The sequence below is a fragment of the Streptomyces sp. NPDC051576 genome, assembly GCF_040681835.1.
In the GTDB taxonomy this organism is placed as follows: Bacteria; Actinomycetota; Actinomycetes; order Streptomycetales; family Streptomycetaceae; genus Streptomyces.
In genome coordinates this window covers 286,562-307,876 of sequence record NZ_JBFAZO010000007.1, presented here as the reverse complement: position 1 = coordinate 307,876, position 21,315 = coordinate 286,562, and the positions used below count along the sequence as shown (strand labels likewise).

General features: G+C 70.6%; 21 protein-coding genes. 9 read left to right on the top strand and 12 right to left on the bottom strand.

Annotated features, from left to right (window positions below):
- Positions 1–564: an NADPH-dependent FMN reductase gene (locus tag AB0M63_RS24645; protein WP_366020902.1), complete on the bottom strand. Its 564-nt coding sequence runs from the start codon at positions 562–564 to the stop codon at positions 1–3.
- A 104-nt stretch (positions 565–668) separates the two neighbouring features.
- Here AB0M63_RS24645 and AB0M63_RS24640 point away from each other — a divergent pair, with 104 nt between their 5' ends.
- Positions 669–1,352: a helix-turn-helix domain-containing protein gene (locus AB0M63_RS24640; protein WP_366020901.1), complete on the top strand. Its 684-nt coding sequence runs from the start codon at positions 669–671 to the stop codon at positions 1,350–1,352.
- Between the two features lie 7 nt (positions 1,353–1,359).
- On the opposite strand, the gene AB0M63_RS24635 is transcribed toward AB0M63_RS24640, so the two are convergent.
- Both AB0M63_RS24635 and AB0M63_RS24630 read right to left on the bottom strand, forming a co-directional pair.
- Positions 1,360–2,496, bottom strand: a complete 1,137-nt coding sequence (locus AB0M63_RS24635; RefSeq protein ID WP_366020900.1) for an NAD(P)/FAD-dependent oxidoreductase — start codon at positions 2,494–2,496, stop codon at positions 1,360–1,362.
- Between the two features lie 38 nt (positions 2,497–2,534).
- Positions 2,535–3,212, bottom strand: coding sequence for a TetR/AcrR family transcriptional regulator C-terminal domain-containing protein (locus tag AB0M63_RS24630; protein WP_366020899.1), 678 nt, complete (start codon positions 3,210–3,212; stop codon positions 2,535–2,537).
- Positions 3,213–3,352: 140 nt separating this feature from the next.
- Between AB0M63_RS24630 and AB0M63_RS24625 the strand changes: the two genes are divergently transcribed.
- The 5 genes from AB0M63_RS24625 (at position 3,353) to AB0M63_RS24605 (ending at position 9,294) form a co-directional block, all read left to right on the top strand.
- Positions 3,353–4,387, top strand: a complete 1,035-nt coding sequence (locus AB0M63_RS24625) for a LacI family DNA-binding transcriptional regulator (RefSeq protein ID WP_366021019.1) — start codon at positions 3,353–3,355, stop codon at positions 4,385–4,387.
- A gap of 195 nt (positions 4,388–4,582) precedes the next feature.
- Positions 4,583–6,019, top strand: coding sequence for an aldehyde dehydrogenase family protein (locus AB0M63_RS24620; RefSeq protein WP_366020898.1), 1,437 nt, complete (start codon positions 4,583–4,585; stop codon positions 6,017–6,019).
- A 103-nt stretch (positions 6,020–6,122) separates the two neighbouring features.
- Positions 6,123–6,428 carry a CU044_2847 family protein gene (locus AB0M63_RS24615; protein ID WP_366020897.1) on the top strand — a complete coding sequence of 102 codons (306 nt, stop codon included), beginning with the start codon at positions 6,123–6,125 and terminating at the stop codon, positions 6,426–6,428.
- 9 nt (positions 6,429–6,437) lie between these two features.
- The gene (locus tag AB0M63_RS24610) at positions 6,438–7,280 is read left to right on the top strand and encodes a trypsin-like peptidase domain-containing protein (RefSeq protein WP_366020896.1); all 843 of its coding nucleotides are present in this window, start codon (positions 6,438–6,440) and stop codon (positions 7,278–7,280) included.
- On the top strand, positions 7,258–9,294 hold the full coding sequence (locus AB0M63_RS24605; RefSeq protein WP_366020895.1) for a hypothetical protein: 2,037 nt from the start codon (positions 7,258–7,260) through the stop codon (positions 9,292–9,294). Before AB0M63_RS24610 ends, AB0M63_RS24605 begins: the two co-directional genes overlap by 23 nt.
- On the opposite strand, the gene trxA is transcribed toward AB0M63_RS24605, so the two are convergent.
- Entirely contained in the window at positions 9,288–9,674 is a 387-nt protein-coding gene (trxA, locus tag AB0M63_RS24600; RefSeq protein WP_355924694.1) for a thioredoxin, read from the bottom strand. The genes AB0M63_RS24605 and trxA overlap by 7 nt on opposite strands.
- 122 nt (positions 9,675–9,796) lie before the next feature.
- Between trxA and AB0M63_RS24595 the strand changes: the two genes are divergently transcribed.
- Positions 9,797–11,227, top strand: coding sequence for an NAD(P)/FAD-dependent oxidoreductase (locus AB0M63_RS24595; protein ID WP_366020894.1), 1,431 nt, complete (start codon positions 9,797–9,799; stop codon positions 11,225–11,227).
- Positions 11,228–11,249: 22 nt separating this feature from the next.
- Here the strand turns inward: AB0M63_RS24595 and AB0M63_RS24590 are convergent, their stop codons facing one another.
- On the bottom strand, positions 11,250–11,894 hold the full coding sequence (locus tag AB0M63_RS24590) for a peptide deformylase (RefSeq protein WP_355924690.1): 645 nt from the start codon (positions 11,892–11,894) through the stop codon (positions 11,250–11,252).
- A 444-nt stretch (positions 11,895–12,338) separates the two neighbouring features.
- On the opposite strand from AB0M63_RS24590, the gene AB0M63_RS24585 reads away from it, so the two are divergent.
- A complete protein-coding gene (locus tag AB0M63_RS24585; RefSeq protein WP_366020893.1) occupies positions 12,339–13,730 on the top strand; it encodes a PepSY-associated TM helix domain-containing protein in 1,392 nt (463 codons plus the stop codon).
- 54 nt (positions 13,731–13,784) lie between these two features.
- Here AB0M63_RS24585 and AB0M63_RS24580 read toward each other — a convergent pair whose 3' ends face one another.
- The 3 genes from AB0M63_RS24580 to AB0M63_RS24570 are packed head-to-tail and all read right to left on the bottom strand — an operon-like array spanning position 13,785 to position 15,121.
- Entirely contained in the window at positions 13,785–14,132 is a 348-nt protein-coding gene (locus AB0M63_RS24580) for a tetratricopeptide repeat protein (RefSeq protein WP_355924686.1), read from the bottom strand.
- 48 nt (positions 14,133–14,180) lie between these two features.
- Positions 14,181–14,624: a MarR family transcriptional regulator gene (locus AB0M63_RS24575; RefSeq protein WP_366020892.1), complete on the bottom strand. Its 444-nt coding sequence runs from the start codon at positions 14,622–14,624 to the stop codon at positions 14,181–14,183.
- Positions 14,621–15,121, bottom strand: a complete 501-nt coding sequence (locus AB0M63_RS24570; protein WP_366020891.1) for a MarR family transcriptional regulator — start codon at positions 15,119–15,121, stop codon at positions 14,621–14,623. The genes AB0M63_RS24575 and AB0M63_RS24570 overlap by 4 nt, the downstream gene beginning before the upstream one ends.
- 119 nt (positions 15,122–15,240) lie before the next feature.
- Here AB0M63_RS24570 and AB0M63_RS24565 point away from each other — a divergent pair, with 119 nt between their 5' ends.
- Entirely contained in the window at positions 15,241–16,206 is a 966-nt protein-coding gene (locus AB0M63_RS24565; protein ID WP_366020890.1) for a pirin family protein, read from the top strand.
- Positions 16,207–17,751: 1,545 nt separating this feature from the next.
- Here AB0M63_RS24565 and AB0M63_RS24560 read toward each other — a convergent pair.
- The 4 genes from AB0M63_RS24560 to AB0M63_RS24545 all read right to left on the bottom strand — a co-directional run bounded on the left by AB0M63_RS24560 (position 17,752) and on the right by AB0M63_RS24545 (position 21,269).
- Positions 17,752–18,033: a hypothetical protein gene (locus tag AB0M63_RS24560; protein WP_366020889.1), complete on the bottom strand. Its 282-nt coding sequence runs from the start codon at positions 18,031–18,033 to the stop codon at positions 17,752–17,754.
- A gap of 42 nt (positions 18,034–18,075) precedes the next feature.
- Positions 18,076–18,570 (bottom strand): hypothetical protein, encoded by a 495-nt coding sequence (locus AB0M63_RS24555; protein WP_366020888.1) that lies wholly within the window; start codon positions 18,568–18,570, stop codon positions 18,076–18,078.
- A 107-nt stretch (positions 18,571–18,677) separates the two neighbouring features.
- Positions 18,678–19,196, bottom strand: a complete 519-nt coding sequence (locus AB0M63_RS24550; protein WP_366020887.1) for a hypothetical protein — start codon at positions 19,194–19,196, stop codon at positions 18,678–18,680.
- A gap of 117 nt (positions 19,197–19,313) precedes the next feature.
- Positions 19,314–21,269 (bottom strand): amino acid transporter, encoded by a 1,956-nt coding sequence (locus AB0M63_RS24545; protein ID WP_366020886.1) that lies wholly within the window; start codon positions 21,267–21,269, stop codon positions 19,314–19,316.
- Positions 21,270–21,315 lie beyond the last annotated feature (46 nt).

The window sequence follows — 21,315 nt, the reverse complement described above, 5'->3', positions numbered from 1 at the left end:
TCAGGCGGCGACGGCCTCGCCGGCGTGGCCGTGGAGCTGGGTGAGGACCTCGGTCAACTGGGCCACGACCTCGGCGTCGTCGGCCGGGTGGGTCTCCGCGAAGCGGGTCACGGAACCGGGGATGGAGAGCTTGATCTCCTCGATCACCTTGCCGCCGGCGATGCCCACGGCCTTGCGGGCCTCGTCCTGCGCCCACACCCCGCCGTACTGGCCGAACGCGGTGCCCACCACGACGACCGGCTTGCCGCCGAAGCCGCTGGCGCCGTAGGGACGGGACAGCCAGTCGATGGCGTTCTTCAGGACGGCCGGGATGGTGCCGTTGTACTCGGGGGAGAAGAAGAGGAACGCGTCGGCGGAGCCGGCGGCGGCACGCAGCTTGGCGGCGGCGGCCGGGACGTCGCCCTCGACGTCGATGTCCTCGTTGTAGAACGGGATCTCGGCGAGACCCTCGAAGATCTCGATGTCGGCGCCCTCGGGCGCGAACTTCACGGCGGCCTCGGCGAGCTGGCGGTTGTGCGAGCCGGCACGCAGGCTGCCGACGAGCGCGAGGATACGAACAGACATGGGGGAACTCCAAAGGGGGGTGCTGAAACACTGCCGTTACGATCCGGACCGGGGTCCGTTTAAGTTGTATCAGGCTAACCGGACCACGGTCCAGTTTCTTCCCGGTGCTTTATGCTGAGTTCATGTCCAGCGTCCTGCCGCCCTTTTCGCAGCCCGAAGAGGCAAGCGGTGAAGCCCAGTTGCTTGAGGTCCGCTCCTTCTCCGACAGCGAGCCGTGCCTGCGCGCCGACGCGGCCCGCAACCGGGCCAGGCTGCTGGAGGCCGCTGCCCGGCTGATCGCGGAGCACGGGGTGGCCGGCGTCACCATGGAGGCGGTGGCCACCGCGGCCGAGGTCGGCAAAGGGACGGTCTTCCGCCGCTTCGGCGACCGCACCGGTCTGCTGATCGCCCTGCTGGACCACTCCTCGCGGGAGCTCCAGGCCGACTTCCTGGGCGGGCCGCCCCCACTGGGTCCCGGCGCCCCGCCGGTCGAGCGGCTGCGGGCCTTCGGTGTGGCGGTGCTCTACCGCTCGGCGGAACAGCTCGACCTGCAGCTCGCCGCCCAGCCGGAGCCGACCAGGCGCTTCTCCCACCCCTCGCTCGGGGCCCTGCGCACACACGTCACGATGCTGCTGCGGCAGATCCTGCCGGACGCCGACTGCGAGCTGCTCGCGCAGCCGCTCATGGCGTATCTCGACCCCGCCCTGATCAACCATCTGACCCGACAGTGCGGGATGCCCATGGAGCGGCTGGAGGCCGGCTGGGTCGACCTCGTCGCCCGCGTGACCTGTACGCCGCCGCCCCGCTGAGTCCCGCTCAGTCGTGGGCGGCGAACATGTCGAGCACGCCCTGCGGGGCGTCCTCGCGGAACAGCAGGATCCCGTTGGCCGCGGAGTCCGCCGCCGACTCCTCGCCGCGCGGGAACAGCTGCTCCTCGTAGGCCGTCAGTGCGGCCTCGGTGTCGCCCGGGTGCGCGGCCAGCGCCAGGCCCAGTTCGGCCGCGTCGAGCATGGCGAGGTTGGCGCCCACGCCCGCGAACGGTGACATCAGATGGGCCGCGTCGCCCAGCAGTGTGACGCCGGGCACCCGGTCCCAGCGGTGCCCGATCGGCAGGGCGTGGATCCGCCGCGGGACCAGCGGGCCGTCCGCGTCGGCGACCAGGGCCCGCAGGCTCTTGTCCCAGTCGGCGAAGTGCTCCAGGGTGTACGCCTTCGCCGCCTCGGTGTCCGTGAAGTCGACGCCGTCGAACTCGTCCTCGGGGACGCTGAGCGCCACGTAGATGTGCAGGCTCCCGTCGGTCTCGTGGTGGGCCAGTATTCCCTTGCCCGCGGCGAGCGCGAACAGCATGCCGCCGCCGACCACCTCGGCGCTCACGGGATGCCGTACGCCGGCCTCCGGCAGGTCCACCTCGACGAACGAGATGCCGGTGTACGCGGGCAGCGCGTCCGAGAGCAGTTTCCGCACCCGGGACCAGGCGCCGTCGGCGCCGATCAGCAGATCGGTGGTGAAGGAGGTGCCGTCCGCCAGCGTCACCTCGTGCCGGCCGCCGTCCAGCGGACGGGCGCCGGTGACCTTCGCGCCCCAGCGGACGGTGCCCTCCGGCAGGGAGCCGAGCAGCAGGTCGCGCAGTTGCCCGCGGTCGACCTCGGGACGTCCGCCGTTGCCGTCGTCGGGCTCGTCCAGCAGGACCGTGGCGGCCTTGTCGAGGACGCGGGTGGCCTCGCCGCCGGGATGGACCAGCGCGCGGAACTCCTCGTACAGGCCCGCCGCGCGCAGCGCCGGCTGACCCGAGTCGTCGTGGATGTCGAGCATGCCGCCCTGGGTGCGTGCGGCGGGGGAGGCCTCCAGGTCGAAGACGGCGGACTCGATGCCGTTGACGTGCAGGACCCGGGCGAGTGTGAGCCCGCCGAGTCCGCCGCCGACGACGGCGATGGGGTGATGGGGGGTGGTCATGGTGAACCTCCTTGAGAGGGACGGAATTTGATGGGATGTCAGTCGACTACGGCGGTGCGCTCGATGCCGTTGATCAGTGCCTGGAATCTCCAGGACAGGCGTGCCTCGGGTGCCCCTGAGAGCAGGTCGTCGGAGACGGCGGCGATGTGCGGGTGGGTGCGGTCGGACGCGTTCCGCAGGGCGTGCGTCAGGGCGTCCCAGTCGGCGTCCTGACCGGTGTCCTCGGCCGAGTGCTCGGCGGCCGTCGCGGTGGCCTGCTGGAGCAGCAGGTCCACGCCCCACGCGGCCTGCGCGGGTGGCACGCGTCCCTCGTCGAGCAGGGCCAGCAGGGTCTCGATCAGGTTCAGGTAGTGCGGGCCGCTGGGCCAGGCGGTCAGTGCCGAACGGGCGAGGCTCGGATGCTCGTACAGCATCGCGGTGTACGCGGTGAGCACCCGCTCCAGCCGTTCGCGCCAGGAGCCCTCGGCCGGGACGGGCCCGATCGTGCCGAGCAGCTCGTCCAGGACCGCCGCGTGCAGCTCCGCGGTGTTGCGGACGTACACGTACAACGAGGCCGGACCGGTGTCCAGCTCCTGGGCCAGGCGTCGCATGGTGACCTTGTTCAGACCTTCCGCGCGCAGCACCGCCACGGCGGCGGCGACGATGCCCTCCCTGGTCAGGGCTGGTTTCGCCGGGCGTTCGCGGCGGCTGCGCGGGGTGTCGGGGCGAGCTGTCATGCTTCGAGAGTAGCGAACATGTTCGTTGAGAACAAGTTCGTGACGAACATGTTCGTAAAATCCCGGACCATGTCGCTGTCGTGACGACCGTTCCCCCGCCGCACTGCGCGGCCCCGGCTTCTGCCAAGATGCCGTACGTCATGGTGCAGATACCGAAAACGCCCGCAGCCCCGTCGCCCGCACCGCGCTCCGTCCCCACGAGCGCCGATGTGGCCCGCCTGGCCGGCGTCTCACGCGCGACCGTCTCCTACGTCCTCAACAACACCAGTGCCGTACGGATCAGCGAACCCACCCGCCGCCGTGTCCACGCGGCCGCCAAGGAACTCGGGTACGTCCCGCACGCGGCGGCCCGCAGCCTGCGCGCCGGGCACAGCCGGATGGTGCTGATGCCGGCGCCGACCGTGGCGGTGGGACTGCTCTACAGCCAGTTCATGACCGAACTCCAGTGGGCGCTGAGCCGCCTCGACTACACGGTCGTGCAGCACGGCTCGGTCGGTCTGCACGGCGACGAGGCCGCCCGTGCCTGGGCCGAACTCCGCCCGGTCGCCGTCCTGGTGCCCGGCTCCGGACTCGGCCCGCAGGGCGTCGCGGTCCTCAAGCGCTCCGGCGCGCGGGCCGTCCTCACGCTCGGCCCCGAGCGGGTCGAGGGCGCCCACGCCCTCCTGCTGGACCACGAGGGTGTCGGCCACGCCGCAGGCGCGCACCTCTACGGTCGCGGCCGGCGCCGGATCGGTGTGGTCGTCCCCGAGGAGCCCGGCCTGGAGGCCTTCTCCCGGCCGCGCCTCGAAGGAGTGCGTCGCGCCCTGCTCGGTACGGACGCCACGGTGACCGAACTCCCGCTCGCCTACACCGAGGAGAGCGCCGCCAAGACCGCCGCGCGATGGCGCGCTCTCGGCCTCGACGCGGTGTTCGCGTACAACGACGAGTACGCGATGCTGCTGATGCGCGCCCTCCAGGACGAAGGCGTCCTCATTCCCGAGGACACGGCCGTGATCGGCGCCGACGACCTGATGATCGGCCGCCTCCTGCGCCCCCGCCTGAGCACCGTCCACATCCAACTGCCCTCCGGCCGCGACCTCGCCGAACTGGTCGACGGCGCGGTACGCGAGCCCGGCGCGCCACCGGGTGTACACGAACTGCTCGGCGCCTCGGTGGTCCACCGAGACTCAAGCTGAACGGGGGACCGACGACCGCACCGGGGCGAACTCGCCGTACGCGACTAGGATGTTGCACGCTCAACCAGACGGGGATGCGTTCGACCACCGGATGCGGCTCGCACGTCTGCGCCGGATCGCCGCATCCCGTCACGCGAACGACCCGGGACCCCACCTGCCCCGTGGGTCCCGCCGGTGACGGAACGGAGAGCCGCCATGCCCCTGCTCGACCCCAAGACCTGGCAGTCCCGCCCCCTCTCGGGCCCCGAGTATTCGGTCACCGAGCCCGCCACCGGCGACACGCTCGGCACCGTCACGCTCGCCGCCGCCGAGGACATCGGCCCCGCCGCGCGGGCGGCGCGCACCGCGCAGGCCGAGTGGGCGCGCGTCCCGCACTTCGTCCGGGCCGGCGTGCTGCGCAAGGCCGGTGACCTGTTCGCCGCGCACGCCGAGGAGTTGCGCGAGTGGATCGTGCGGGAGTCCGGGTCGATCCCCGGCAAGGCGGACTTCGAACTGCACGTCGCCGCCCAGGAGTGCTACGAGGCCGCCGCGCTCGCCTCCCGCCCCGCCGGACAGGTCCTCCCCTCGGAGGCGCCCCGGCTGTCGTACACCCGGCGCGTCCCGGTCGGAGTCGTCGGCGTGATCGCGCCGTTCAACGCCCCGCTGATCCTCTCCATCCGCTCGGTCGCCCCCGCGCTCGCACTCGGCAACGCCGTCGTCCTCAAGCCGGACCCGCGCACCGCGGTCTGCGGTGGACTCTCCCTCGCGGCGGTCTTCGCGGAGGCCGGTCTGCCCGACGAACTGCTCCAAGTCCTGCCCGGCGGCGCGGAGGTGGGGTCCGCGCTGGTCGCCGACCCGCAGGTGCCGGTCATCTCGTTCACCGGCTCAACTGCGGCCGGTCGCGTGGTCGGTGAGGCGGCGGGGCGTCATCTCAAGCGCGCACACCTGGAGTTGGGCGGGAACTCGGCCCTGATCGTGCTGGCGGACGCCGACCTGGACGCGGTGATCTCCACGGCGGCCTGGGGTTCCTTCTTCCACCAGGGCCAGATCTGCATGACGACGGGCCGCCACCTCGTCCACGCCTCGCTCTACGACGAGTACGTCGAACGCCTCGCCGCCAAGGCCGACTCCCTCGCCGTCGGCGACCCGCACCGCGCACAGGTCCACCTCGGGCCGATCATCGACGGCGCCCAACTGGCCAAGGTGCACGGCCTGGTCGAGGCCAGCACGGCACAGGGCGCCAGGCTCGCGGCGGGCGGCACCCACGAGGACCTCTTCTACCGGCCGACCGTCCTCGCGGGCGCCGGCGACGACACCCCCGCCTACGCGGAGGAGGTCTTCGGCCCGGTGGCGCCGGTACGATCCTTCGCCACCCCCGACGAGGCGGCGGCGCTGGCCGCGACGGGACCGTACGGCCTCTCGCTCGGCATCGTCACCCGCGACAGCGCCCGCGGCCTGGACCTGGCGGAACGCATCCCGACCGGAATCGTCCACATCAACGACCAGACCGTGAACGACGAGGCCGTGGCCCCCTTCGGCGGCACAGGAGCCTCCGGCACCGGCGCCCGCTTCGGCGGCGAGGCCAACCTGGAGGCCTTCACCGACGTGCGGTGGACGACGGTGCGCGGGGACGTGGCGACCTACCCGTTCTAGTCGTAACAGCCCGTTCTGGTCGTAACCGGTGTGCGCCCACCCCGTGATGGCTACCCTTTCCGATGGTGTGACTGATCGGAAGTTCGGCCATGGGGTGGGGGACATGTCTGATTCCTTGGTGCGGGTCGAGACGGTGGAGCTCGACTCGCAGGGCTCCCGTCAGATCCGGTCCAGAAACCGCGGGACGGCCTCCCTGGCGGAGCGGTCGGGGGAGTTGGAGGAGGCGATCGTCTCTGCCTCCGGGATCGCCCAGAACTCGCTGACCCGTCTTCAGGAGCGCGAGGGATGGCGGGTCAGTTCGCTGGAGCTGACGTTCGGTGTGACCCTCGCGGCCGAGGCGGGCGTGATCCTGTCCAAGGCGTCCGCCGAGGCGTCGTTCGAAGTGGTCATCACCGTGGAACGGGCCTGAAGGCCCATCGTGCCGGGTCGCGACTACGCCGTGGACCTCCGCCAGGGCGACATGTACCTGGGCGCCGGGTTCCTGCTGACCCGCTGCTACGTCCTGACGGCCGACCACTGTCTGCGCCGGCTGACGGACCACGACGACCGGGTGAGCGTCTGCTTCGAGTCGGGGACCACGCTGGAGGGGTGCGTCCGCAGGCGGGTCGCGGACGCGGACCTCGCCATCGTGGAGATCCTCCACCCGCAGGACGTCCCCTTCACCCTCCCGAACGCCGATCACGCGCGGCGTGGCGACCGCTGGCGAGGGCTGCACCGCCCGCTGCTGAGCGACCCGGACCTCGGCGGTCTGGTGGACGCCTACGCCGTCAAGTACCACTGCGAGGGCGGGGACTTCATCGAGGCGATCCAACTGGCCGTCGAGCAGACCCTGGGCGACTACTCGGGGTACTCCGGCGGCCCGGTGGAGAAGGCCACCCCCGGCTCGGACGGTGCGGTCATCGGCATCCTCATCGAGCAGTACCCGGACCGGCAGGATGCCAGGCGCTCGGCCAACGTCCTGTTCGCCGCCACGATCCACGAAGCCCTGAGCCGCTTCGAGTACTTCAGCACCGGCCACCTGCACAGAGTGCTGAAGGACCCGTCCACGGCCCCGCCCGGGACCTCGGCGCAGGGCGTGGACTCCGACCCGGACGCGGTGATGGACCGGACGGAGACCGTGCTGGTCCGGCTGAAGGAGTGGTCGGACCGAGGCCTGCTCGACCCGGCTCAGGTGGTCAGCCTGGCCATGCAAGCGGGCCGGGCCATGATCGACGGGACGCTCGGGGGTGAGGACACCGGTGAACGGCGAAACGCTCGGTGATCTCGTCCGCCGCGTGGAGCACGCGCTGACGGACGGGGACGACGGCGGCACTCTCGGCCCGTTGCCCGAGCCGGCGCATCGGTTGATCGCCGCCGATGTCGTACGGCATCCGGCGTCTGCCCGGAGTGTCTGCTACCTGGCCGCGCTGCTGAACACGCTGCACCGCCGTGACGACGCGCTGCGGGTGCTGCGGGGCGCGGCCACGGCCCTGTTCGCCGCGGACTCGACGGACCCGGCCGAACGCGGCGCGGCGCTCAACCAGCTGGCGGTGATGACCGGGTCCCTGGGGGACCTCAGGTCGGCCTACGACCTGCTGCTGCGGCTGGCCGACGACCTCCCACGCTCGGCGTCGTCGCTCCAAGCCCGTGTCCACGCCAATACAGCGGCAGCGCAAGCCCAGTTGGGGCTGTCGGAGCAGGCCGAGGCGTCGGCACGACGGGCCCGGCGACATCTCGACGCGGCCGGTGCGTCGGCCGACGGCGAGGACCTCGACGTCCAAAACGTCCTCGCGGCCGTCGACCTCGCCGTCACCACGCCGGACACGGACCCGGCGACCAGGGTGGCCGCGGCTGCCCGCTTCCGGACGGCCAATCTCGCCGCGCTCGAAGAACGCGCCCCCGGGACCGGAAGCGAATCGGCGGAGATCTCCCTGCTGCTGGGCCGGGCGATCGTGGAACTGGAACAGGCCCGGGAGCGGCAACACACCGGTGACCTGAACCGGCTCACCCTCGCCCTGGAGGCGATCACGGTGCGAGCGGCCGCCGCACTGGGCTCGGAGCATCCGCAGACTGTCATGGCGGTGGTCAGCCTGGCCTGCGCCGAGTTCGATTCGGCGCGCGCCGCCCCGGAGCCGCGGCGCGGGCGCCTCGACCGCGCGGTGACAGCGCTCCAGTCGGCCACGGAGCTGGCCGTCCGGTGTCTGGGCCCGGACCATCACCTGGCCGTCGCGGCCTCAACCGCCCACGGACGCGCCCTGCGCGAGGTGGCCCGCACGACACGTCGACAGCAGCCGACCCGAGGGGAAGAAGCCGTGGACAAGACGAGGGCGCCGCAAGTGGCCGCGAAGTCCCATCGGTCGGTCCGGGTGCCCCAGTTGGTGCGGAGAGTCCTGGTCGTCGCACTGGTGGGCGCGTTCACCTTCCTGATCGTCAATCTCGCGTCCGCCGATCAGTCCGAGTCCTGGCAGTTGAGTGTCTCGATCGCGCTCGGCGGTGTCGCGCTGCTCGTCCAGTACCTGGTGGACTTCGAGCAGCGGATGGAGACGATGGACACCGCCCTCGACGTGCGGGGCAGAGAGATGGCGCAGCTCGTCGGCGAGAGTTTCGCCAAGATCAACGCGGCGACCGAACTCTTCAGCGAGGTCGACCGCTCCGAACTGCGCTCGGACGGGGTGGTCGAACTGGCCCGCAGCGTGGCCCGGGTGAGCGGCGACAGCCCGGACATAGTGCGGGACTTCGCCACCGAGGAGATCAACCGGGTGACGCGGCTGATCGACAACATGGCGTCGAAGGTCGCCGACTGCGAGGGCCAGAACCTGGACTGGTTGCAGTCCCTGACCCAGTGCGCCAGGCGCAGCATCGACGCCGTCAGCACCGGAGCCACCCGGGACCTCTGGTTCAGCCACGACGCGGCCCGCTACCTGGAGGCCGAGGCGGAAGCGGTGCGGCACCGGGGCGTCCGTATCCGCAGGCTGTTCGTCACACAACGGCCGGAGGACGTCGATGACGCCCTCCGGCAACTGTGCGAGGACCAGCGGGAGTTGGGCATCGACGCCCGGGTGCTGGTCCCCTCACAACTGCCGCTCTACGTTCGCCGCGGGGTGATCCCCGACTTCGTCCTCTTCGACCGGACACTGTCCTACGAGGTCGAGCAGGACCTCGCGGGGCTGGGCGGCCGGACCACCCTCAATGTGCGGACCGGCCACATCACGACCCGAGTCAGCCGCTTCGACCTGCTGTGGGAGGCCGCCGAGTCGTCGACCGGCGACCACGCCCAGGACAGCAACCGCTACTGACCGTTCTGCTCGGCCTGCGCCTGCTGCTCCTCGACCGACTTGCGGACCTCGTCCATGTCCAGCTTGCGGGCCTGGCCGATGACGTCCGTCAGGGCGGCCTCCGGCAGGGCGCCGGGCTGGGCGAACACGGCGACGCGGTCGCGGACGATCATCAGCGTCGGGATCGACTGGATGCCGAAGGCCTGCGCCAGCTCCGGCTGGGCCTCCGTGTCGATCTTGCCGAAGACGAGGTCCGGGTTCTCCTCGGCCGCCTTCTCGTAGACCGGTGCGAACTGACGGCACGGCCCGCACCAGGACGCCCAGAAGTCGAGCAGGACGAAATCGTTGTCCGTGACCGTCTGGTCGAAGTTCTCCTTGGTGAGCTCCACGGTGCTGCTCATGGCGTAAATCCCTCTTCCTCGATGTGGGGGCGAAGCCGTCCCGGACAACACGGTCGTCCGGGCCCGTATTCCGCGCCCCTACCCGTGTGGCCTCAGCGCACACCACCCAGCAGACTGACCCCATGACGGAAACGGAATCCATCGCGTACGACGTCGTGGTGCTCGGGGCCGGGCCCGTGGGGGAGAACGTCGCCGACCGCACCCGTGCGGCCGGTCTCTCCACCGCGGTCGTGGAGAGCGAACTGGTCGGCGGCGAGTGCTCGTACTGGGCATGCATGCCCAGCAAGGCCCTGCTGCGCCCGGTCATCGCCCGCGCCGACGCCCGCCGCGTGCCCGGCCTCGGCCACCTCGTCCAAGGCGCCCTCGACACCCCCGCGGTGCTCGCCCATCGCGACTACGAGACCTCGGGCTGGAAGGACGACGGCCAGGTCCGCTGGCTCGACGGCATCGGCGCCGACCTCTACCGCGGCCAGGGCCGCCTCGACGGTCCCCGCACGGTGACGGTCACCGGCCCCGACGGTGTACGGCACGTCCTCACGGCCCGGCACGCCGTCGCCGTGTGCACCGGCACCCGCGCCCTGCTCCCCGACCTGCCCGGCCTCGACGAGGTCAAGCCGTGGACCAGCCGGGAGGCCACCAGCGCCAAGGCCGCGCCCGGCCGGCTGATCGTGGTCGGCGGCGGGGTCGTCGCCGTCGAGATGGCCACCGCCTGGCAGGCCCTCGGCTCCCGGGTCACCCTCCTCGTCCGTGGCAAGGGCCTGCTGCCCCGCATGGAGCCCTTCGCCGGCGAACTGGTCGCCGACGCGCTCGCCGAGGCCGGCGTCGACCTGCGCACGGGTACGTCGGTGACCTCGGTGACCCGCGAGAACGGCACCGTCGTGGCCCTCACCGACAGCGGCGACCGGATCGAGGCCGACGAGATCCTCTTCGCCACCGGACGCGTCCCGCGGACCGACGACATCGGCCTCGACACGATCGGCCTGGAACCGGGCTCCTGGATCACGGTGGACGACACCCTGCGCGCGCCGGGCAGCGACTGGCTGTACGCGGTCGGCGACGTCAACCACCGCGCCCTCCTCACCCACCAGGGCAAGTACCAGGCCCGCATCGCGGGCGCCGCGATCGCCGCCCGCGCCTCGGGCGTCCCGCTGCTGGAGACCGATCCGTGGGGCGCCCATGTGGCCACCGCCGACCACGACGCCGTCCCTCAGGTCGTCTTCACCGACCCGGAGGCGGCGGCCGTCGGCCTCTCCCTGGCCGAGGCGGAACAGGCCGGCCATCGCGTCCGCGCCGTCGACGTCGACCTCTCCTCGGTATCCGGCGCCGGCCTCTACGCCGACGGCTACCGGGGCCGCGCCCGCATGATCGTCGACCTCGACGAGGAGATCCTGCGCGGTGTCACCTTCGTCGGCCCCGGCGTCGGTGAACTGATCCACTCCGCGACCATCGCCGTCGCCGGCCAGGTCCCGATCAGCCGCCTGTGGCACGCGGTCCCGTCGTATCCGACGATCAGCGAGGTGTGGCTGCGGTTGCTGGAGGCCTACCGGGGCTGAACACCTGAACAACCCTGACTTCTTACGGTAGTCGGAACCCGAGCGCAGCCGACGCCTCCTCCGGTGTCGGCTGCGCCCAACGCTCCGCCATCGCCTCGTTCGAGGACAGTGAGCGCAGTTCGGCGCGGTCGAGATACAGCAGTCCGTCGAGATGGTCCGTCTCGTGCTGCACGATCCGTGCGGGCCATCCGGTGAACACCTCGTCCACCGCCCGCCCGTGCTCGTCCTGCCCGGTCAGCCGCACCGAGGCGTGCCGCGCCACCACGGCCTGCCAGCCCGGCACACTCAGACACCCTTCGAAGAAGGCGGCCCTGTCGTCCCCGACCGGCTCGTACGCCGGATTGACCAGCACCCGGAACGGCTGCGGCACCCGCCCGCGCACCACCCGCACCTCCTCCGGCACCGGCGCCGGATCCTCGATCACCGCGATCCGCAGCCCCACCCCGACCTGCGGGGCCGCGACTCCCACGCCGGGCGCCGCGTGCATGGTCACGCGCAGCGCCTCCACGAACCGGGCCAGCAGGGCCGGCTCCAACTGACCGTCGAACGGCTCGGTACGGCGCCGCAGCACCGGATCACCGGCCGAGACGATGGGCAACGGGCCGCCGACGGCGAGGAGTTCCTCGACCCGCTCGGCCAGGGGCGCGCGATCACTGGGAAGAGCCATCGCGCCAGGATGCCATGGCCTTCGGCTTGCGCAGGGGTGAGCTTGCGCAGGGGTGAGTACGTGAGGGGGTCGTGGCCTACGGCCCGTGCGGGAGCGGGTGCGCCAGGACACGACGGTCTCCGGCCCGGCCGGGAGTGACGCACGCCACTCGAACTCACGGGAACTCGGCGGCTTCACGCCCCGACTACTGGATCACTACGGCTTCGACAGGTGCTGTGCGTACGAGGCCCGGCCCGCCCTTGACCCCGCCCCCTGCCCCAACCCACTGGCCTCGTCGTCACCCGCTTCGGCGCCATCCACCCGCCCGAGCGCCTGCCTTGGGCCGATCCGCTCCCGTCTCCGTGCCCAGGTCCAACTGGCCCGTCTCAACCGCCCGCTTCCAGGCTGCCCATCCCGCTCCACCCGCTCATCTGCCCACCCCCTGCCCCCCGGAGAAGCCCGCCCATGTCCACCGCTCCCTCGACGACCACGGCCGAGGTCCCGCAAGAGCCCGTCCCGGCGCCGTCCCCCAGCCGCTGGGCCCCGCTGCGCCCCCTGATCCTGCGTCTGCACTTCTACGCCGGCGTGCTCGTCGCCCCGTTCCTGCTCGTCGCCGCCGCCACCGGCTTCCTGTACGCCGGCGCGTTCCAGGCCGAACGGATCGTGTACGCCCATGAGTTGACCGTCCCCGTCGGCGACCGTGAGCTGCCCATCTCGCAGCAGGTCGCCGCCGCCCGCAAGGCGCACCCCGAGGGCACGGTCTCGGCGGTCCGTCCCTCCCCGGAGGCGGGCGCCACCACCCGGGTCATGCTCTCCGGCGTCAAGGGGATCGGCGCCACCCACACCCTCTCCGTGTTCGTCGACCCGTACACCGGCAAGGTCCGCGGCGCGCTCGAACAGTACGGCTCGACCGGCGCCCTCCCGCTGCGCACCTGGATCGACGAGTTCCACCGTGATCTGCACCTGGGCGAAACCGGCCGCCTGTACAGCGAGTTCGCCGCGAGCTGGCTGTGGGTCATCGCGGGTGGCGGCCTGGTGCTGTGGTTCTCCCGCCGCCGCGCCCTGCGCAAGCTGCGCGGCACCAGCGGCCGGCGCCGCACCCTCGGCCTGCACGGCACGGTGGGTGTCTGGGCCGCCGCCGGGTTCATCTTCCTCTCGGCGACCGGCCTGACCTGGTCGACGTACGCCGGCGCCAACATCGACGAACTCCGCACCTCCCTCGGCCAGGCCACCCCGACGGTGTCCGCCGCGGGGAGCGGCGAGCACGCGGGCCACGGCGGTTCCACCGCGACCGGCGACGCCGAACACGGGGTAGGCATGGACACGATCCTCGCCGCCGCCCGGGCGAAGGGTCTTGGCAACCCCGTCGAGATCGTCCCGCCCGCCGACGCCGAGTCGACGTACGTCGTCCGGCAGATCCAGCGCAGTTGGCCCGAGAAGCAGGACGCGGTCGCCGTCGACCCCGCCACCGGCAAGGTGACCGACGAACTCCGCTTCGCCGACTACCCGTTGCTCGCCAAACTGACCCGCTGGGGCATCGACCTGCACACCGGCATCCTCTTCGACCTCGTCAGCCAGATCGCCCTGATGCTGCTCGCCCTCTCCCTGATCCTGCTGATCGTGTGGGGCTACCGCATGTGGTGGCAGCGCGGCCGGGGTTCCTCCTTCGGCCGCCCGATCCCGCGCGGCGCCTGGGCCCAGATGTCGCCGCTGCTCCTCGTCCCCAGCCTGGCGGTGATCGCCGTGGTCGGCTACTTCGTCCCGCTGCTGGGCATCCCGCTGGCCGCGTTCATCGCCGTGGACGTGGTGCTGGGCGAGATCGCGCACCGCCGCGGGCAGCGGACGTACGCGAGGTAGCGCCCCACGCTAAGGGGCCCGGTCCCTTCACGGAACCGGGCCCCGCGCTGTGTCTCAGACCTGCTCGAAGTCACCCGCGAGCGCCGAGGCGATCCGCAGATGCGAACCCGCCTCCTCGTACCGCCCCTGCCGCTCCAGCGTGCGGCCCAGCATCAGCCGTGCGTAGTGCTCCACCGGGTCGCGCTCCACGAGGACCCGCAACTCGGTCTCGGCGCGCCGCAGTTGGGCCGAGTGGTAGTAGGCGCGCGCCAGCAGCAGGCGCGGTCCGGTCTGCTCGGGCACCTCCTCGACCAGCCCGCCCAACACCCGCGCGGCAGCGGCGTAGTCCTTGGCGTCGAAGAACATCCGCGCGCGCTCCCAGCGCTCCGCCGGTGTCCCGTGGTCGTAGTACGTCATGTCCACCTGACCTCCTTCGACCCGCACAACGGACCCTGTTGGTTGAATATTCCACTACTCCGCTACGGTGGCCAGCTCTGCGTTGGCCCGCTCGGTGACCAGGGCCAGTACACGGCCGGCGGTCAGCAGGTCCTCCTCGGGGATGTCGCCCCAGATCCGGGCACTGGCCGCGCTCGTCTCCTTCGTGACCCGCTCGTACAGCGCCCGCCCGGCGTCCGTGATCCGCACCTCGGTGGCGTCCGCTCCGAGCAGTTCGGCCGTGATCAGTCCGTCGATGGTTCCCTGCACGGATTGCTTGTCGGTCTTCAGTGCCGCGACGGTGTCCTCGGTGAGCCGGTCGCGGTCGACGGGTCCGTCGGCGAGGGCGACCGGTCGCAGGACGATCTGCTGCTGGAAGGCGAGGCCGTGCCGGGTGAGGACACTCTCCAGGACCGCGCGGGCGGCGTAGTGGGCGAGGCCGAGGACGCGGGGGTCGAGGCGGGGTGCGGTGGTGGTCATGACTGCTCCTTCTCGTGCTCACTCGGATGGTCGTGCTCGCCGGGACGGTCGAGAGGTGTGTCGAGCAGGGTCGCCAGGTCCCGGGAGAACTCCTTGGCCCGCGCGCTGTCGAGGCCGCCGAGCGGCGCCAGCAACTGCTCCAGGAGTCCGTGGACGACCTTGATCGCCCGCAGAGTCACCTCGCTGCCCTGGTCGGTGAGGGCCAGTTGGACCGCGCGCGGGTCGCGCGGGTCCCGGGTGCGCTCGACGAGTCCAGCGGTCTCCAGGGCGCGGGCCAGCTTCGAGACATAGAGGGCTTCGAGTCCGGTGTGGTCGGCGAGATGCCGCTGACTGGGGCGCAGTCCGGAGCGCTGCATGCCGTACAGCGACGCCACCAGGGAGTACTGCGCATGGGTCAGTCCCAGGGGTGCCACCGCGCGGTCGACCGCCACGCGCCACTTCATCGACAGTCGCCAGACCAGGAAACCGGGCGTCGCGCCCTCGTGTGCCGTACTCATGCCAGATACAGTACATGGCTACTATATCCATGGCTACTATTTTCTCGGCGGAGGCCGACGGACTGCTGGAGGGGACAGGCGGACTGACGGAACCGCCTCGACGGGACTAGGTTGTCGCCATGAGCAATCTTGATCGCGAAGCGGTTCCGGCCCTGTGCGGCGGCCGTGGTTTCGTGGTGGCGGAGCCCGTCCGTGAACTCCTCAGCCCGCGCCGGGTCCAGCTCGGCGAGTCCACCGAAGTCCGCCGGCTGCTGCCCAACCTGGGCCGCCGTATGGTCGGCGCCTGGTGCTTCGTCGATCACTACGGCCCCGACGACATCGCCGACGAGCCCGGCATGCAGGTGCCCCCGCACCCGCACATGGGCCTGCAGACGGTGAGCTGGCTGCACGAGGGCGAGGTGCTGCACCGCGACTCCACCGGCAGCGTCGCGACGATCCGCCCGCGCGAACTGGGCCTCATGACCTCCGGCCGCGCGATCAGCCACGCCGAACAGAGCCCCAAGTCGCACGCCCGCTTCCTGCACGGCGCGCAGCTCTGGGTCGCCCTCCCCGACAGTCACCGGCATGTCGACCCGCACTTCGAGCACCACCCCGAGCTGCCGGTCGTCACGGCGCCCGGCCTGCGCGCCACGATCGTCCTCGGCGACGTCGACGGCGCGACCTCGCCCGGCACGACGTACACCCCGATCGTCGGCGCGGACCTGGCCCTCGCCGCCGGAGCGGACGTACGCCTCCCGCTGGAGCCGGACTTCGAGTACGCCGTCCTGGCCATGTCCGGCGAGGCCCACGTCGACGGTGTCCCGGTCCTCCCCGGCTCGATGCTCTACCTCGGCTGCGGCCGCACCGAACTCCCGCTGCGCGCCGACTCGGACGCGGGCCTGATGCTGCTGGGGGGTGAGCCGTTCGACGAGGAGCTGATCATGTTCTGGAATTGGATCGGGCGATCTCAGGAAGAGATCGTACAGGCCCGTCAGGACTGGATGGAAGGCTTCCGGTTCGGGGAGGTGAAGGGGTACGACGGGGCTCCACTGCCCGCACCGGAACTTCCGCCGGTGCCGTTGAAACCGCGGGGGAGGGCGCGCTGAACTGGGGAAACGTGCCAGCGTCGGTGGCTGCGAGGCGGAAGGTGGTCGGGTATTTCTCGCTGTGTTCCACCTGCTTGCCGGAAGGCGTCTGAACGGCCGGCCGGCTCAGGCCGGTGCGGTTGGCGATTCCAGGGTGTGGCTGTCTGTGGGCGGCTCTGGCAGGACTCATGCTGACCTAATGCTGACTTTGCTGACGCCTCGTCAGGCTCGGGTGGGGGGCTCTTTGCCGAGCTTCGGGGCTTGTGGAGGCGTCTGCAGGTTCGGTGCTGTCCGGACTGATGCTGACCTGGCTGGCGGTCGAGTCAGGCGTTGCGGAGGGACGGCGTTGCTCACACTGCCGCCTTGTTGAGGTCCCACAAGATTCCGATGGCGCCGCTGTCTCTCGGTAGCCGCATGCGTCCGATCTGAAAGGTGCTGCGCCGGAGAGTGACTAGCAGGTTCTTCGTCTGCTGGTGATACGGGCCAGAGGTGTCTCTGACCTGTGCAAACGCCGGACTGGGGGAGAGTGGTCGGACTCTGGTCCGTGTATGGTCCGGATCTTGGTCAGGATCCGACTGCGCCAGGGTGGCGCTAGGGGGTGTTCGCGAGTCGTGCCGTGGCCTGCGAAGCCGGAGAGACGAAGTGATCTTCTTGAAGTCGTCTACCTGGGGGCGCTGACCTGCGGTGATACATCTCTGGTGGCCTCTGGCCTGCGCGGATGGATCTTTCAGCGTCCGACCGGATCATGCCGCGCTATGCAGTCGTTTCTCCCCACGCGCTCCCCGGCGCCGAGCATTCTCCCCAGCGAGGGTGTCCCGCAGGGATCCGTGCCACGTGTGCTCGTGCTCGCCTGACGGCCGGTGGAAGTGACTATGGGTTACCTCTGAGGCGTCGTCCATCGGCCTCCAGGCGAGCGTATTTCGCGGTCGCCGGTCCTGCGCCCTAACGGCTTCACCAGGTTGCGTCCAGACCGCCTGCCACTCGCAGCGGCACCAAGCCACTTCCGTTGTGGCATCGAGCGATGGGTTCCGATAGGCGGAGAGGTCTTCTTTGTCGGAGATGCCCGCGAGGTGCCGATTGAGGCCGGCGTCCAGTCCTCGAATCGTGGGCACGTGCGAACTGGCCAAGTCAGATGCCCAGCAGGGAGACCCCAGCGTGAGCGAGATCGTGGTCCAGAAGATCGTCCGGCCTGAATGTGTCGTATAGGGCTCGCGGTTGGAGGTGATCGCCTCGAATACTCGACTGCCACCGGGCGACCTTCGTGTGGAAGTGCGAGGGTCTCTCGGACGCGCAACTGCGCCAGCGCCCCCCCCGGCCTCCTCAGCGTTGACCCTGCTAGGCGATGCCGAGAGGGAGGAACAGCGCCCAACTCTTCTGGTGATCCTAGGGTGTTGAGAGCAGAGGTGGACGTCTCGTCGGGCCTTGGGTCGAGGCCCAGTTCGCGGCCGGCCCTGGCAGGGGGAGGAGTCCCGCGATGCTCGCAGGGTGATGCATCCGGGGTTGTCAGTCGCTGTGCTGGACCGGCTCCTGCGGCCTGGCGACCTCGTCATAGTGGCGTGACTCGGGTCATTCGTCGATGAGTTCGTCGAGAACCTCGGCGGCGGTTGTGTTGCCCTGGTCTGCCAGACGTCGCAGTTCGGTGAGGTCGCCCTGTTCGGCGGCGAGTTCGATGAGTTGGTCCGTCGCGGTGGAGTTGCCTGTCTCCGCGAGACGCCGCAGTTCCCCCAGATCGCCTTGTTCCGCGGCCAGTTCGATCAGCTCGTCTGCTGCGTCCGAGTCTCCGCGATCGGCGCGCTCGCGCAGAGCAGCCGCATCGGACTGATAGGACGGGTTGGGTTCGGTCGTCATGGGACTCTCCGTGGCCTCGGGGCATGAGGGGCTTATGGGCGGCTACGAGTCGCATGGCAGCTTTCCGGAGGTGCGTAGGTCCTCGCGGTGTGCGTGCCACTCGTCCCGCAGCGCGGGAAGGCGCTCGGCGAGGAACTCCGCCAGCGCGACCATCTCTTCGAGCGGGGCCCGGCGCGCCGGCGCTGCGTCGGTGAGTAGGTCCAGGCCCTCTCGGAACAGCGCCGCGTGCTCCAGGTGGAGGGTCGCGTCGAAGTTCTGCGGCTGCCGGCCGGTCGGGTCCAGGTTCACCCGGTCCATCCGCTCGCCGGCCGACCTGGTGCGTCGTGCCAGGCCGTAGCCCTCCAGGAGCTTGACCGCACCCGTGATCGCACTTCGGCTCGCCAGCAACGCGTCGCTGAGTTCGTCGATCGTCTGCTGGGTCGGATCGCAGACGAGTAGATAGCCGAGCAGGCGTCCCGCCATGGGCGGGAAACCGTAGTGGCGGGCGTAGAAGCGGCCGACATGGTCGGCGAAGATCAGCTGGGCATCCTGCGGCACAACAGCAATCTAGCACCTATCGCTGAGATGACAATTATTTCTGTCATTTCAGCGATAGGTGGCTGCCGGGGGCGGCCAGAGGGAGCGCGAGGCGCTCTCTCCTCGGTTCAGGAAAGTCCCGATGCCCGAAGCACGGCTTGGACCGTGTCGTCGTCGATGTGATGCCCCAGGCGCTCCATGACGTCCGCTCCCAGGCCCAGGGTTCCGCGCTCCAGGGAGCGACGTACGCCGGTGTCGAGTTCGTGCCAGAGCAAGGGGTTGGCCGTGAGGATCCGGGGATCGAGTTCCAGCCTGTGACCGTGGACGTCTCGCAGGACCAGGTGGGAGGAGACGCCGACGTACTGCCGTACGGCCGTGAGCGCGTCCGTGTGGATCACCTGCCTCCGCCAGGGCGTGCGTACCGCCAGCCAACCGGGGCCGGCGGTCACTCGCGGCGGCAGCAGGACGGAGCACACGGCGGCCGAGAGGGTGACCCAGAGCAGGGCGCGGAGCGGCGTCAGGCTTCCCGAGTCCCAGTCGACCAGGACGCTCATGGCGCAGAACAACAGGGCACAGCTCACCGCGAGCCGTGCGCTGCCACGCCAGTGGCGGTCGCCGACCGAGCCCGCCGGTCCGCTCCATCGCATGTCGCTGACGTTAGGTGCCCGTGCGGGGTCCGGCGGTTGCCCCTGACGGGGTCCTAGCGGCAAACGGGTGAATCTTGACGACATCCTTACGCGGGGTGTCGGTCGCCCGTGTCGTCCTCAGCCCGTGTGGACGCGCGGTCGGCGTTTGCGGTTCGGCTCCACCCCGCGCAGCACCTCGCGGGTGACCGGGGCGACCTCGCCCTGGCCGAAGAGGAAGAAGCGGAGGAAGTTGGCGAAGGGATTGCCCTCGGTCCACTCGAAGTACATGTGCGGGATGCAGCCAGTGGTGTCGCGGACGTGGAGCATCAGCGCGGCCAGTGCGTTCGGGACGGAGGAGGACTCCAGGGTCAGGACGCGGTAGCGGTTGTGGAGGACCTCGCCGCGGACGGTCAGCCCCGCCTCGAACTCGGAGGCGTCGAGGACCGTGACCTCGACGAAGATGAAGTCCTCCTGCTCCGGCAGGTCGTTGTCGGCGCGGATCTGCTCGATCTTGTCGCGGTACTCGGCCTTGTCGCGTCGGCCGGGCTCGTTCGCGAGGAAGCGGATGCGCCGATGGGACGTGTCGCGGATGAATCGTTCCGCCATGTCGTCCAACGTCACGCTGGTCACGCGGAGTTCGAAGGCGCGGGCCAGCCGGGACAGCAGGGAGACCAGGATGATGCCGGCGATGAAGCAGGCGCCGATCTTCACACCGTCGGGGCGTTCGACGACGTTGGCGACGGTGACGTAGAGGAGGACGGCGGACACGGCCGCGAAGCCAATGGTCCAGTTGCGCTGCTGGGCGCGGCGGGCGGAGATCGTCACCGCGATCGCGGCCGAAGACATCAGGACCAGGACGCCGGTGGCGTAGGCGCCGCCCTGCGCGTCGACGCTGGCGTCGAAGATCCACGTGACCAGGAACGCGATCAGCGTGAAGACGATCACCATGGGGCGCACGGCACGGGCCCAGTGCGGGGCCATGCCGTAGCGGGGCAGATAGCGCGGCATCAGGTTGAGCAGGCCGGCCATCGCGGAGGCGCCGGCGAACCACAGGATGGCGATGGTCGAGACGTCGTAGACCGTGCCGAAGGCGTTCCCCAGGTACTCGTGCGACAGATAGGAGAGCGCACGTCCGTTGGCCTGGCCGCCGGACTTGAACTCCTTCTCCGGGATCAGCACGGTGGTGATGAAGCTGGTGGCGATCAGGAACACGCTCATGATCAGCGCCGCGGCCGTGAGGAGCTTCTTGGTGTCCCGGATCCGGCCCTTGGGGTTCTCCTCGGTGTCGTCCGGATCGCCCTCGACGTGCGGCATGACGGCCACGCCGGTCTCGAAACCGGAGAGGCCGAGCGCCAGCTTGGGGAAGACCAGCAGGGAGACGCCGATCATCGCGAAGACGTTGCCGTGCTCGGTGGTCAGGGCGCTGGTCCAGTCGGTGACCACATGGCCCGCGGTGACGACGTGCCACATGCCGACGATCACGACGACCGTGTTGAGCCCCAGGTACACCGCGACCAGGACCACCGCGACACCGATGGCCTCCAGGAAGCCCTTGAGGAACACCGCGCCGAGCAGGGCGACCAGGGTCAGGGTGATCAGCATCTGCTGCCCGTGCAGGGTGCTGGTCAGGCGCGGGTTCTCTATCAGGTGGGTGGAGGCGTCCGCCGCCGACAGGGTGATGGTGATCAGGAAGTCGGTCGCCGCGAACCCGAGCAGGGTGAGGACGAACAGCTTGCCCTTCCAGAACGACAGCAGCCGCTCCAGCATCGCGATCGAGCCCTCACCGTGCGGACTCTCCTCCGCCACCCGCCGGTACACGGGCAGGGCGCCGGCCAGCGTGACGATGACGAGCACCAAGGTGGCGACCGGGGAGAGCAGTCCGGCCGCCAGGGCCGCGATCCCCGGCTGGTAGCCGAGGGTGGAGAAGTAGTCGACGCCGGTCAGGCACATCACCCGCCACCAGCGCTGGCCCTTGTGCGCGGGCTGCGGCGCGGCGTGCGGGCCGGTGTGGCCGCCCTGCCTGCCCATGTCGGACAAGCCCTCCAGCATCCAGGTCCGCAGTCGGCTCGACGGCGGTTGTTCGGTGGTGACCATCGACGGGCTCTCCTGGTGCGCGGCTCAGCGTGGGGGCTCAGGCCAT

Excerpts from the sequence above, each read along its gene's own strand:
- AB0M63_RS24590 (WP_355924690.1), bottom strand. The coding sequence starts at position 11,894 with ATGGCTCTTCCCAGTGATCGCGCGCCCCTGGCCGAGCGGGTCGAGGAA.
- AB0M63_RS24635 (WP_366020900.1), bottom strand. The coding sequence starts at position 2,496 with ATGACCACCCCCCATCACCCCATCGCCGTCGTCGGCGGCGGACTCGGC.
- AB0M63_RS24625 (WP_366021019.1), top strand. The coding sequence starts at position 3,353 with ATGGTGCAGATACCGAAAACGCCCGCAGCCCCGTCGCCCGCACCGCGC.
- trxA (WP_355924694.1), bottom strand. The coding sequence starts at position 9,674 with ATGAGCAGCACCGTGGAGCTCACCAAGGAGAACTTCGACCAGACGGTC.
- AB0M63_RS24545 (WP_366020886.1), bottom strand. The coding sequence starts at position 21,269 with ATGGTCACCACCGAACAACCGCCGTCGAGCCGACTGCGGACCTGGATG.
- AB0M63_RS24595 (WP_366020894.1), top strand. The coding sequence starts at position 9,797 with ATGACGGAAACGGAATCCATCGCGTACGACGTCGTGGTGCTCGGGGCC.
- AB0M63_RS24565 (WP_366020890.1), top strand. The coding sequence starts at position 15,241 with ATGAGCAATCTTGATCGCGAAGCGGTTCCGGCCCTGTGCGGCGGCCGT.
- AB0M63_RS24550 (WP_366020887.1), bottom strand. The coding sequence starts at position 19,196 with ATGCGATGGAGCGGACCGGCGGGCTCGGTCGGCGACCGCCACTGGCGT.
- AB0M63_RS24585 (WP_366020893.1), top strand. The coding sequence starts at position 12,339 with ATGTCCACCGCTCCCTCGACGACCACGGCCGAGGTCCCGCAAGAGCCC.
- AB0M63_RS24620 (WP_366020898.1), top strand. The coding sequence starts at position 4,583 with ATGCCCCTGCTCGACCCCAAGACCTGGCAGTCCCGCCCCCTCTCGGGC.
- AB0M63_RS24645 (WP_366020902.1), bottom strand. The coding sequence starts at position 564 with ATGTCTGTTCGTATCCTCGCGCTCGTCGGCAGCCTGCGTGCCGGCTCG.
- AB0M63_RS24570 (WP_366020891.1), bottom strand. The coding sequence starts at position 15,121 with ATGAGTACGGCACACGAGGGCGCGACGCCCGGTTTCCTGGTCTGGCGA.
- AB0M63_RS24575 (WP_366020892.1), bottom strand. The coding sequence starts at position 14,624 with ATGACCACCACCGCACCCCGCCTCGACCCCCGCGTCCTCGGCCTCGCC.
- AB0M63_RS24630 (WP_366020899.1), bottom strand. The coding sequence starts at position 3,212 with ATGACAGCTCGCCCCGACACCCCGCGCAGCCGCCGCGAACGCCCGGCG.
- AB0M63_RS24560 (WP_366020889.1), bottom strand. The coding sequence starts at position 18,033 with ATGACGACCGAACCCAACCCGTCCTATCAGTCCGATGCGGCTGCTCTG.
- AB0M63_RS24615 (WP_366020897.1), top strand. The coding sequence starts at position 6,123 with ATGTCTGATTCCTTGGTGCGGGTCGAGACGGTGGAGCTCGACTCGCAG.